7 protein-coding genes are annotated in these 12,569 nt (G+C 49.0%); 5 read left to right on the forward strand and 2 right to left on the reverse strand.

Features of this window, described 5'->3' with window-relative positions; genetic code table 11:
- Positions 1-210 precede the first annotated feature (210 nt).
- Together ACHZB8_RS14265 and ACHZB8_RS14270 are read right to left on the reverse strand one after the other, a co-directional pair.
- Positions 211-5,469, reverse strand: a complete 5,259-nt coding sequence (locus ACHZB8_RS14265; protein WP_316861300.1) for an ABC transporter ATP-binding protein — start codon at positions 5,467-5,469, stop codon at positions 211-213.
- 783 nt (positions 5,470-6,252) lie between these two features.
- Positions 6,253-7,185, reverse strand: a complete 933-nt coding sequence (locus ACHZB8_RS14270; protein WP_316861302.1) for a LysR family transcriptional regulator — start codon at positions 7,183-7,185, stop codon at positions 6,253-6,255.
- Between the two features lie 131 nt (positions 7,186-7,316).
- Between ACHZB8_RS14270 and ACHZB8_RS14275 the strand changes: the two genes are divergently transcribed.
- The 5 genes from ACHZB8_RS14275 to ACHZB8_RS14295 all read left to right on the forward strand — a co-directional run bounded on the left by ACHZB8_RS14275 (position 7,317) and on the right by ACHZB8_RS14295 (position 12,442).
- Complete coding sequence (locus tag ACHZB8_RS14275; RefSeq protein WP_316861304.1) at positions 7,317-8,324, forward strand: tripartite tricarboxylate transporter substrate binding protein; 1,008 nt, start codon at positions 7,317-7,319, stop codon at positions 8,322-8,324.
- Positions 8,325-8,430: 106 nt separating this feature from the next.
- Entirely contained in the window at positions 8,431-9,276 is an 846-nt protein-coding gene (locus tag ACHZB8_RS14280; protein WP_316861306.1) for an MBL fold metallo-hydrolase, read from the forward strand.
- A gap of 76 nt (positions 9,277-9,352) precedes the next feature.
- Positions 9,353-9,802, forward strand: a complete 450-nt coding sequence (locus ACHZB8_RS14285) for a tripartite tricarboxylate transporter TctB family protein (RefSeq protein ID WP_316861307.1) — start codon at positions 9,353-9,355, stop codon at positions 9,800-9,802.
- Between the two features lie 9 nt (positions 9,803-9,811).
- Positions 9,812-11,308 carry a tripartite tricarboxylate transporter permease gene (locus ACHZB8_RS14290; protein ID WP_316861308.1) on the forward strand — a complete coding sequence of 499 codons (1,497 nt, stop codon included), beginning with the start codon at positions 9,812-9,814 and terminating at the stop codon, positions 11,306-11,308.
- 93 nt (positions 11,309-11,401) lie between these two features.
- Complete coding sequence (locus tag ACHZB8_RS14295) at positions 11,402-12,442, forward strand: SMP-30/gluconolactonase/LRE family protein (RefSeq protein WP_394706204.1); 1,041 nt, start codon at positions 11,402-11,404, stop codon at positions 12,440-12,442.
- Positions 12,443-12,569 lie beyond the last annotated feature (127 nt).

The following is a 12,569-nucleotide window of genomic DNA, read 5'->3' on the forward strand; positions in this document are numbered from 1 at the left end:
TGGTGCAGCCATATCAAACGGATATAGTTCTACCCCTGCAAATAACAGATATTGCTTTTTATCAGCTCGCAGACTCGCGATCCTGATTAACGCTTCCGGGTAATCTTCAACTAGTTTATTGAAACGATCTTCTAACAATTCTTTGTTGGTCATTTGATAAATCTTAACTAGAACTATACCAAAATACAGCTTGTGGCATTTTCAGGGAGGTCATCTCAGTTGCCTGATCCGATCCTGAAGCGTAAGTGCGATAGACATGTTATTCGCAGATAGAATGGCCACAATCTCAATAACAGCTTGGCGCGCTTCCGGTTCAGTAGCCAGAGCTTGGAAGTCCAATGTCAAAATCTCTGAAATAAGCTCAGCAATAACTTCGCCGGTTTCATCGCGGAACCAACTTTTTGGAGCGTCGATCTGTTTCAACGTATCTGCTAGCCATCTTAAGCCATTTGATCGTAATGGAGCCGCGAAGTCTGACTTGAGAAAGTGGCAAAAATAGCCGATGTTTTCATCTCGTCGGAGATGCGTGTTTGCCCACTTTTCATACAGATCCTTCATTCTGGTGATGGCTCCCGAGTCAAGAGCGACGAGCAGCGATGCATTACCAAATCCGAGCAAATCGCATTTTAGGCGTTCGCCATGAAACCAGAGCCCTTTTTGAGACCAATCCACCTCAAGGGCATACTCTACCATGGCACGCCAAATCATTTCGAACCGGGACGAGCGGCCAGCTTCGCGAAGCTGAAGAAAAAACGCCCGAATGAAATGCTTCAGTGCAACATGGGCAACAGGTCCACGCTCAAGTAACGGTCGCCAAACAAGCGCATCATTGTTGGAAGGCGCTTCAATTGTCAGTACCGCAAGACGATGCAGAATGTCATATCCAAGATGCCCACTTGGCAAATCATACTCACCATCATCTTTGTCTGATCTCTCCTTAGCGCGTTGGGCATCATAGTTCCAAATACTCAGAGCCAAGCTTTTATCCGTCACCCAATCACCTGTTCCGTCTCCTTTGATGAGCCAATGAAACAGTCCTTCCAGAAAGGTGCTATCTAGCGCGAAACCCAACCTAGGCTCTGGCTCGCCATACCAAGTATCGTGACCGGAATTGTAAAGGCGTAGCTCACGTCGGTATTCCAAACGGCTGCATGATTTGGCAATGCGCTCTAAGCTGATATAGCTCGGCAAGATTTCTTTTTCTCGAAGTGGAAATGCTCGAAACCGAAGAAGCCATCTATTCCAGCGCCTTTCTGCATCACAATCTCCCTCTATACGAGGGATCAGCAAGCGCAAACCGGACCAGAGTGTCCCCAGTTGGATTAGCCGCCACCAAGCATTTCCTAATTGATCACGGTAAAGATAAGCAGTGTCTACGATTGCTGCGGATGATCTGTAGTTGCCACTGGTGAGGAGACAAAGAATCGCTCTTTCCCATTCGGTACTACTACAATCTTTTATCCAGAGTTGAACAATTGCGTAAGAAAGAAGATTTTCACCATCAAGAAGCGATCCGAACTGAGCTTGACGGATACCCCTTGCTGTTGAGGGTATTTCTGAGATTGTGGTGCGGAGAATTTGGAGTATGTGGGAGTAAACCGTTTGGTTCCTTGTAAGCCAGTCGGTTCCAAGAATTACGAGCGTAGACGATGCAGCGATTTTGCAGCTAGAATTTGCCTCTTTATTATTCTCGTCAATTGTTTCATTTTCACATGTGATGATTAGATTGTAGAGGTGTCCCGCCTCCTCATCAGTAAGGAAACCACCTCTTTCAATTCTTTTTTGACATTGATAAGGGGTCATAAACTGACTGAGCGGCTCTGCGTGATCGGCTTGCCATTGCTGCATTTCTTGAATCAGAGAATCTGGGCATATGAATGCAAGTGTTTGCCCGCCAGTATCTGCATCAATGGATAGTTGATAATGATCTCTATTCAGTCTGGCAAAAATGAGCTTGTATTCTAAAGCTTCCTTAGGGTCGTCTGGCAAATTCCAAGTTGGAACAATGGACTTAAACTGATCTGCGATACCCTTGTTTTCGATAAGAAGGTTGATGGAGATCTCAAGAAACTTGAGCTTTCGATGAGGTGACAGTGTCCACTCACGTGCGGCATTGAAAATCGCTTCGCCCTGCTGAAACCAGACAAAATCATCAAAAGTATAGCCAATATTTTCAATCCGGCGCTCGTCCCAATGGAAAATATCAGGAAAAGTCAGCAATGGTTTTAATTCTTGCTTTAAGAGGGCAGGCTGATACTTAGCCACGTTGATCAAAACACTGATGAGGGCAGCAGAGTTTCCTTCAGCAAGCAACTGTTCCAGATACGGACAAATATCTTCTTTTGCATCCAGCTTGAGGGTTAACCAACGCTCTAGTGCATCAAGCGAACAAAAGAGATTTCCGTTAGAGGTATTGTTGGTTTGGGGCCAACCATAAATCTGCCACCAGCCTGAAAACCATCTTTCCGAGCCGTCGTCGAATTTTAATCTTACACAGGGAAATGCATCTTTCTCGTTTTCAGAAAACTCATCGAACCAGCGGTCCGTGCAAAAATTGACAAGGTTAATCAGCGCTTGAAGTGCAATTCTTGGCGAGATGTTCAGAAATGAGAAAAACGGACTTTTCCAAAAAGCTGTCGGATATCCATCTCGGGCAAATTCTAACCCAAGATAGTCACGGTGCCGATACGATCTATGCCTTTGTTTTGGCTCCTCTTCGATCATTAGCGCAAGCAAGACTTCTGCCGCGACCGCAGGAGAGGAGTGCATCAAAGGAACGATACCATTATCTTTAAAGCAAGCGGTTCGGAAATCCATGTCAAGCTTGTGTCTCGGTCCTAAAGGCCAGGGATCCCTATGTTTTTCCGAGATACCGATTACTGGCAGAGATTTAGAATGACTTTCTTGTCTTGCCTTGTATTCAGGATCCGTTTCTAGGCGCTCGAGATGCTTTTTGTGGTTTAGCTGCCGAGCATAGGTGATACGGATGGATGTTTGAGGATCGGTTTCGCAGCGACCTGCAAGCTCTAGTGCCCAGTCATTGATTTTACCTGGCAAATCAGCAGCTCCAGCTAAAGGGGCGGTGTAGTAAATAGTATCTCGGTCAAGGAAAATGGTACCTTGGCCTTTCTCAACCTGAACGGTTCGAGCCATAGCAAGTGCCATATCGGTAATTTCTTGCCGAAAAGGGATCGACTGGCCCGAAGTAAACTGCTGCGGCGTCTCAGTTAGCCAGGTCTTAATGACTTTGGATAGAGCAGTCGATATCAGGCCATCGAGCTTTTCGCGGTTGGCAATGAGAAAGCGCAGAACTGGCGGCCAGCGCGAGAAAATGACAGTACGAAATTGGGCCTCCATGTAAAGGCCGACAGATGATGCCAAGCCAAGATTTCCGAGCTTTGGTCTTGTAGCAATATGGAAAAATCGCGAGAGTAGCTTTTCCAACCGTTTGGCTTTGTTTTCTAGAAGAAAATCAATGCGCTCAGTTAAGTAATGTTCGGCAAGTGGATCCAAACAAAGAGCATCAAGGAGAGTGTCGCCTGCTTGGCCATTTTCAGCAACCTCTGTGGCAGCGAAGGCGACATCCCACATAGCGGCATCTTGATTGTTTGCCCTTAGCAGATATTGACCAAACATTCGCAGTGCATTTGTCCATAGCGGGTTCTGTGCCAAAGAAACCCATTTCTCCGTCGCTGCGGCATGTTGCTTCAAGAACTGAAAACGCGACCAGTCGGCAGCAAGATCATGTTCAAAGACGATCCGATTGGTTCTTTCATTTAAATGAAGTGGAAGGTCTGGAGACCGTTCTGCAAATATCGAAACATCAATCGGATTCAACTCTGTTAGAGCAAAGCTCCGCTCAAATAATGCATCTCTTTCAGACAGGCGCATCATCAGCGCCTGACAATTAGCATTATCGCCAGTCCAGTATCGCCAAAGTCGATCTGCAACTTCAACATGAGAAAAAATTTCTTCTTTATTGGTTGCAAATGCCGCGCCAGCTTTCAGAACCCATGAAAGGGCCCTAAGGTTAGTCAGGGCTGCGATGGTATCATCGTGCCCAAGTAACCAACTAAAGTTTGTGGAGGATGTAAGAGCAGATCTAACTTCTTCCGTTTTTAACTTGGGGATCTCAATGGCTTCAGTTGTCCGCTGACCAGCCAATGTTTCCCCGATCGTGCTCAGGTTCTGAGGTTGTGTGATGATAAGAACATGCCAAGAACTTGATCCATCGACCGACCTATCAGAAACCAGAGCCTGGATCAGTTGTCGTAAGACAGGCAACTCTGAAGGCTCAATGCGTTCAGAGGAATCCAATATGAGTACACTCTTTTCATGTACACTCGTTCTTAGGATCTCTGATAACTCGTGATGCAAAGGTAAGCTATTGCGTTTTGCGGCACTCAGTGCAGTTTTAAGATCGTCTGGCGGGAGCCAGATCTGCTTCCAAGAACTCAATCGCTCGTCCAAGACGGTTTTTGCCAACGCTGACTTGCCGCAACCTGAATCCCCAAATATCACGGTTACTTCAGCTTCTGTTACTGCATCATACAACCGTTCACTTTCTTCAACCCTTCTAACGGAGAATCCCGTTGAAAGCTCAGTCTCTATGCGAGACCTATGATCCTCAGTTACATTGTGAAGTGTTTGCCAATCTTGCTCATAGTCAGGATGATCTCGCAGCCTGAAACTTCCCCGCAAGCTTGCGAACAGAGATCGCAAAGTAACAGTCCCGCGATTGATCCGCACATCTCTGGCGATGTTTACAAGGTTTTCCCATAGCTTTTCTGCTTGGGACACTTCGCTGGACTCTAACAATCGACGACATTGTGCTATCGACTGCTCTTCTGCATTCGAATGATTGAGTTGAAAGTCTAACGGGATTACGTGGAGACAACTAATGAGCCGAACTGTTTCATGTTCATCACCAGCGGCTTTTCCAGCTGGGTTTTGAACGCTGTTAAAGATGCGCAGTTGGTTGGAATTATTTTTTATCCTCGCCAACGCTAGTGCTATATCAGACCCAGAACATGCATTCTTTACTTCCCACCAATGCGGATCAAAATTATGATCAAGGCCACGCGTGATAAGTGCTAGACCATCGAATTTAGGATTGAAGGGCCCGTCGCAGCTTGCCCACTGCTCCCAAGCTCGCTCAACAAAATCAGTTGGAAGGCCTGATCGACTGACCTGCCTGTTTCCTTTTGCAGAAATAGCCAAATGTGCTTGGTTCGTACGATCTATCTTGCTTGTCACAAGGATATCGTCCATACGCCACCCAAGTGCTTCGACCTGCGCCTGGAGTTGGATTGTAGAGCCTCCTATACATGGTACTTGCTCACCGCACATGGCTTTAACCAGCAACCAAGCACTAATCCTATCTTCAAAATCAAACCCAGCACCACTTGTAGACCGTAATGTCGCATTCGCTTGTGGCGGTTTGTAGGAGTTACTTGTCACTTTTACCAATGGCCTTCTGTCTTTGTTGCAACGATTCTCTTTATTTTAAAATACAGCTATCAAGGGTGATGCGTATAGGCTACAAGCTTTCGATCCTCGTTGATTTTACGAAGTCCCACATTTCCCGAGATTACGAACCAAGGTTTGTTAGCGGCGGCACTAGAGGAGGCATTGCCGAAATGCTGCACACGGAGCGAATGGCAGGTTAAAGGAGACTGCACTGCAACATCAGCAACCTAACAAAAGTCAGGTTTGGGCCGTGTTTTCTGGCCCCCGTTGTAGCATCGGCGCATGATCCTTCAATTCGAAGGTCTCTAATGGGCTCATTTATTGACTTCGCTGCGCTTGGCATGAATCGCTGCAATAGGTTTCTGTATTGGGATAAGTCCCCATTATCGAGCGGCTTCGTCCTTGGCTCGCTTGCTTGCTATGCTTGGCCAATTGCCGCAACGTCTGACCATCATAATCATCACGAAGTGATACTGCTCTGCCCATTCTGCATCCCCCAAATCAATGAAACTTATTGATTCAAAAAATGCACAAAAAAGAGAATCCCTAAATTGAGTCTGTAACTTTGCTCTTTGGTATAAGCGTTGAGACGGGACAGCGGGATACATTTGAGCAACTTCTTGTGGCCTGCAAAGAAATCTCTTGCGTACAACAGCCGGCATATACAAAAGGGCCGGTTCTGCTTCTCGAAGGTCACTGCTTTGCAATTGGTTGCTCTGCTCTAGGCTTCTTCGCCCTTGAAACCAAATGTCAGAGGGAGACGAAAATACTTTGCCAACTAGATCATATAACCTTATGGGTTTTCAGGGCGTTGAGTAATATAACAGTCGCAGGGCTGGCGTTGTTAGATTGCCAATGAATACCCAATTGCCAGTGTGAAATGCCAATGTCCAGCGGCAGCTCAACAAGGCTCCCATCTTCCAGGCCCCGTTTGACAATACTGCGTGGCAGCACGGTCACCAGCTCTCGCGCATGTAGCATGGCAAAAGTAAGGGAAATGCTGCGACTTGTCAGATTAACCGTTTTCACATTGTCCCAACTATGGCGCTTTTTTAAATAATCAAAACCACGTCTTGAGGCTGTCCGTGCATGATTTGGAAGCCAGGTCTCTTGCCCGAAGTCTCGCGAATTAAAGTCCTGGCTCTGCCCCAGACTCGAACTCGAAGAACAAACCGCGACGAGCTTATCATTTACACAGGGACAAAAGTCCCATCCCTCTGGCAACACTTCTTTCTTGAGGCAACAGATCAGATCATATTCGCCACTCGCAAAGCCTTCGTCTAGTTCACGATTTGAAATCTCGTTTAGATCAACCTGAATTTCGGGATGCTTTTGGGTGAATTCAGGTATCGTCTGTACAAACAGATTTTCAATCATCGAGGCGGTTGCGGCGACGCGCACAAAGTAGCGAGCGCCAAAGATTTGAGCGCTGATAGCTTCCGCCCCATCTTCCAGATGTTTGATGATATACCCAGCAACAGTGATCAGTTCCATGGCTGCTGGCGTGGGTTCAACACCCCGAGTGTGTCGCAAGAAAAGCCTTGTTTCCAGTAGCTTCTCCAGATCTGAAACAAGCAGTGACATGGCAGGCTGAGTGATGCCAATCGACTCGGCCGCTCGGCTGATATTTCTGAGATCATTGAGGCGAACGATGGCTTGTAGATGACGAAACTTTCCTTTCGTCAGCAATCGATTGAGCAGCGTAGTAGAATCCATGGTCATGATTGCGATATAAGCGATGCTTATGAAGTTGGCAATTTTTTAATTTTTAATTCTATCAAATATGTGAGGTCATATTGAAAAGTGCTTTTTGGAGGAAAGCACGCATTCTAACCGGGAGGAATAAAATGACCCTTAGAATTAATCTCTCACGCACCTTTTTTGCATGCACTGCAGGTGGCCTTTTGCTTGCCAGCGGTCTGATCGCGACCACTGTTTCAGAAACAAAAGCCGCCGAGGCCAATTGGCCCAAAGGCTCTGTTCGGATGATTGTTCCGATCAAACCTGGCGGGGGTACAGATGCTGTTTCGCGTCTGATCGCAAACAAGCTGCATGAACAGTTGGGCAAACCCTTCGTCGTAGTAAACCAGCCTGCAGGTGGTGGCGGCGTGGCGGCGACGTCCGTTCAGCGAGCTCGCCCTGATGGCAATACTTTGCTGTTCTTCAACTCGGCGATCATCCACCGGTCGCACACCGGACTGATCAAGGCATCTCCATCAAAGGATTTTACAACCCTTGCCTTCTTCCCACTTAAGGCTAGCTACTGTCTGGTTGTCGATCAGAACTCTCCCTATGACAGTCTTCAAGCTCTCACCGATGCTTCTAAAGAGACCCCGGATGCCGTGACATTTGGCGTGCAGCTGAAAAGTGGTACGCACTTCGGAGGTGCCCTCATTCAGCGTGAAACGGGAGCAGCCTACCGGTTTGTTCAGGGCGGTGGCGATTCCGATCTGACAGTCGCCATTGAAGGTGGCAACATCGTTACCGGCCTCGTCAGTTGCTCAACTGCAGTTCAGCACAAGGAAGCGGGCAAGCTCAAAATCCTTGCCAGCGTTTCTCGCACCTCGGAGAAAGACGAAACCGTCGCTGATATTCCAACCTTCACGGAGCTTGGTTATCCGGGCGTGCTCTTCAGTCTTGACTTCCTGCTGCTTGGCCCCAAAGACATGAACCCGGCTCTCGCCGAGGCCATCAACAAGGGCTTTGCAAATGCTGTTGCTGATCCGGAGATTTCCGATCAGCTGACCAAAATGCGCATTCCAATGACAACATTGCCACTAGCGGAAAGCCAAGAAGTTCTTGGCGAGCAGGATGCGGTGGTTGCCGAACTTGCCAAAGAGCTCGGCTTCGAGTGATCCCCCCGTGAATGAAGGAGACGGGTGACGCCCTCTGGCACTCAAACCCGCCTCCTTCGCTTGGTCACGTTCCGAAAGTTCAGTAAAATCTATAAGGATTAAAGATATGTCCGAGCAGACAGCCTCTCCGGTTCGGAGGGATCCCGTCGCCTCGTTGAGGCAGGGTTGTGAACGTCCATGGGAAGTCGATATCGACCCTTTCAAGGTTGCTCCAAACACATACTATGTCGGAAACAGCTGGGTAGGATGCTATTTGCTTAGCAGCTCCGAGGGTCTGATCCTGATCGACTCGACGATGCAGCCTCAAGTTCATATCGTTCTTGAGAATATCCGAAAGCTCGGATTTGACCCCAAGGATATCAAGCTTCTGCTCCTGTCTCACATGCATTATGATCATGTTGGCGGTGCGCGTGTGATCACCGAACTTTCCGGAGCTCGGATCATGCTGAGCCGCGAGGACCACGATTTTCTGACCCAGCGGCCCGACATGCTGTTCGATTTCGGCTATCCCTATGGGGAGTTCAACGTGGATGACTATTACGACGATGCCAAGCCGGTACGCTTGGGCGACAGGGAGATTACGACCGTCCTGACGCCAGGCCATACTCCGGGAACAACATCGTTCTTTTTCGATGCGACAAGTGATGATGATAAGACTTACCGCTGCGGCTTGCATGGAGGTATTGGGCTAAACACGCTCTCCAATGCCTTTTTGAAAGAGCACTCTCTTCCCAAAAGCTACCAATCGGACTATCTTCAGTCGCTGCATGCCTTGCGGGACATGCCTATAGATATTGCTCTTGGCTCCCACCCAATCCATGTGCGCATGCTGGATCGGGTTTCAGAGATTGCTGAGGATCACAATCCATTTTATGACCCGGATCTTTGGAGCCGCTTCATCGATGACTTGATCGAGAAGGCAAAGATCGAATTCGCCAAAGATAGTGAATAGCAAAGACAACACAGACAGGCAGGGCAACCGTTCCCGCATCCCAAGATTGTTGCCCATTTCCTGCGCGGAACAGACCATGACTAGAGACCGATATCTCGGCATTTTGCTGATGATCGCTGCCCTTTTTCTGGGTATCGTGACCGTTCAAATCGACTATACCCCAATGACAGACGATCCGGGACCAAAGCTATTCCCGCTTTTTGCTTGCACTATCCTCGTACTCTGCGGACTGGGGCTGCTCATCCAATCAAAGAAAAACCAAAAGAAGCAGGTCTTCCAGAAGGGTTACTGGATCAAGCTGGCTTTGGTATTTGCCGGTCTGATCGCCTATGGTCTGATGCTCTGGCTCATCGGGTTCAAGATTGCAACGCCGATCATGCTTTTCTTCTTCTACTGGCAGATGTCGCAGAAGGGCCAGTTCTCCCTTTTCAGAGCGTTGATCTATACGGCAATCACATTCGCCATCATCTATTCGTTCTTTCAATATGTTCTGGGATCCTATCTCCCGGAAGGCATTCTGTACTGAGGGCCCGCGATGACCATGTTTCTAACCAGCTTCGGGGCTCTGTTCCTGCCCACGACATTCGCAGTAGTCCTTCTCTCAAACGTTGTTGGCATTGTCTTCGGTGCAATTCCTGGTCTGAGCGGAGGCATAGCCGTAGCCCTCTTCCTGCCAATGACCTTTGGCATGGATCCTCAAATGGCCTTCGCCATGCTGATCTCTGTCTGGGTCGGCGGTCAGTCGGGGGCGATGATAGGCTCTATCCTGCTGGGTATTCCCGGTTCGCCGTCAGCCGTTGCGACGACTTTTGATGGCTATCCCATGACGCAAAAGGGCGAGGCCGTGCGGGCTTTGGGTGCTGCGATTTCGGCGTCCTTCATCGGCACTGCGCTCAGTATCATCATTGCCACCTTCATGAGCCAGATGCTCGCCAGTGTGGCAGTGCGCCTTGGGCCTTGGGAGTATTTCGCGCTCGGCCTCTGTGCCATTTCGTTGGTTTCTTCACTCGCCAAAGATGGCGTGTTCCATGGCTTTGCGGCTGCTGCTCTTGGCTTGTTGACGAGCTGTGTTGGCTTTGCTCCCATCGATGGTTCGGAGCGCTTTACCTTTGGTTCAGTCTATATGGGGAGTGGTTTTGATCTGATTGCTTTGATGCTCGGGCTGTTTGCCATCAAGCAAATTACCGCAGAATATGCTCGCGGATTGCGCAGCTTCCCTCAGGTCGATATCGGAAAAATCCGTGGGCTGGGTGTGTCCCTTGAAGAGTATCGCTCGAACGCCACCAACATGTTCCGATCCTTCATGATCGGCCTCTGGATTGGTTTCCTTCCTGGTATGGGCGCGGCCTTGTCCAACCTTGTTGCCTATGCTCAGGCCAAAAGCGCCAGCAAACATCCCGAAGAGTTTGGCAAGGGGTGTATTGATGGCGTCTTTGCCAGTGAGACCGCTAACAATGCTTCAATTGGCGGATCACTGATCCCTATGATCTCGTTGGGTATTCCCGGAGATGGCACCACAGCTTTGCTGCTTGGTGGTCTTATGATCCACGGTTTGCAGCCCGGCCCGCTGCTGTTCGACACCAATCCCGATATCATCTATACGATCTTCGCAACGGCGCTGTTCTCCTCCATTCTGGTGCTTATCATCCAGTATTTCGGTATTCGCCTGTTCCCCTATATCCTGCGCATTCCGCACAATATCCTCTATCCAGCGATCATCGTGCTGTGCTTTACGGGTACCTTTGTTTATGCCGGAACCGAGTTCAACTTCTATTTCTTGCTTGGCTTTGCGCTCTTCGGCTTCCTGATGGACTGGTTTTCGCTGCCCATTAGCCCGTTCTTGCTCGCCTATATCCTCGGGCCCATGCTTGAGCTCAATATGCGCAATTCGCTTACCTATGACGAACATGGCCTGATGATGTTCATCACGCGACCGGTGTCTGCCATCCTTCTGTTGGTGGCGCTCGTCAGCATCCTCTGGCCCTATGCAAAGCCGCTTCTGTCGAAGACCCACAAACAGTCAAAGGCTTAACGACAATCGCAATTTCGGATCGGTAGAGGGCACTTCGCCGATCCCATAAACGCAGGCATTCATTCCGTTTGCGGACATTTGAGGAGGAAAACCATGCATAATGACAGAAATATAACGCGAAGGCATTTCTTCACAGGCCTTGCCATTACAGCCACAGCGGCAGCCGCCTCTGTACCTGCCAGAGCTGCAGGGTGGGAGCCATCATTGCGCTACCCGGACCCTTTGATCAAAATTCTCGACCCTGAGTTCATGAAAGTTTGGCTGCCTGCCGCCAGTGTAGAACGTCTGTCCACCGGGTTCCGTTGGACTGAAGGACCTGTTTGGGTTGGGGACGGGCAGTATCTTCTGTTCAGTGACATCCCCAACAACAAAATGATGCGTTGGGATGAAATTACTGGGCAAACAGCTGTGTTTCGGTCCCCTTCTGAAAACTCTAATGGAAATGCACTAGATCGTCAGGGGCGCCTGCTGACATGCGAAAGCCGCCGAAGAAGGGTCACCAGAACCGAACATAGTGGTGAAATTACCGTGATAGCCGATAGTTTTGAGGGTAAAAAGCTGAATTCTCCTAACGATATTACCTGCACATCTGATGGGGCGATCTGGTTCACTGACCCTCCTTTCGGGATTTCCAGTAATTATGAGGGCATCAAGGCCTCGTCCGAGCTTCCAGATGCGCTTTATCGCATCACCCCGCAAGGAGAGCTGATGCGGGTTCTGGATGATCTGGCTGCACCAAACGGATTATGCTTCACGCAGGATGAAAAGACGCTCTATGTAGTGGAAGGAAGAGCCAAGCCGAACCGGATCCTGTGGGCCTTCGATGTCAGCGCAGACGGGTCGCTTTCTAACAAACGCAACCTTATCCAGGAGGACGGAGAAAGGGCGTTTGATGGTATCAAATGCGATGTAGATGGCAATCTCTGGTGCGGATGGGGTAATCTCAAGAATCCTGTCGAGGGGGACGGGGTGATGATTTTTAACCCTGAAGGCAAGAAAATTGGACATATCAGCCTGCCAGAACGATGCGCCAATCTTTGTTTTGGAGGATTGATGGGCAATCGGCTCTTCATGGCTGCCGGTCATTCCATCTATTCCCTCTATGTCAATACGAAAGGGGCGGGTCTTCTTTGATGCTCTGAAAACAATAGCGTCGACGTTGTCGGCGCTCGACGAGCTCGGCTTTTCGTATAACTGTAGCTGTAAAAAAAGAGCCTCTGAAGAACAAAAGCCAGCCCACAAACCCACGCTGAGGGGGTAA

The organism is uncultured Cohaesibacter sp. (assembly GCF_963556055.3).
Lineage (GTDB): Bacteria > Pseudomonadota > Alphaproteobacteria > Rhizobiales > Cohaesibacteraceae > Cohaesibacter.

What these genes read in the sequence shown, in the direction of transcription:
- ACHZB8_RS14285 (WP_316861307.1), top strand. Translation starts at nt 9,353, where the DNA reads ATGACTAGAGACCGATATCTCGGCATTTTGCTGATGATCGCTGCCCTT.
- ACHZB8_RS14275 (WP_316861304.1), top strand. Translation starts at nt 7,317, where the DNA reads ATGACCCTTAGAATTAATCTCTCACGCACCTTTTTTGCATGCACTGCA.
- ACHZB8_RS14290 (WP_316861308.1), top strand. Translation starts at nt 9,812, where the DNA reads ATGACCATGTTTCTAACCAGCTTCGGGGCTCTGTTCCTGCCCACGACA.
- ACHZB8_RS14270 (WP_316861302.1), bottom strand. Translation starts at nt 7,185, where the DNA reads ATGGATTCTACTACGCTGCTCAATCGATTGCTGACGAAAGGAAAGTTT.
- ACHZB8_RS14280 (WP_316861306.1), top strand. Translation starts at nt 8,431, where the DNA reads ATGTCCGAGCAGACAGCCTCTCCGGTTCGGAGGGATCCCGTCGCCTCG.
- ACHZB8_RS14295 (WP_394706204.1), top strand. Translation starts at nt 11,402, where the DNA reads ATGCATAATGACAGAAATATAACGCGAAGGCATTTCTTCACAGGCCTT.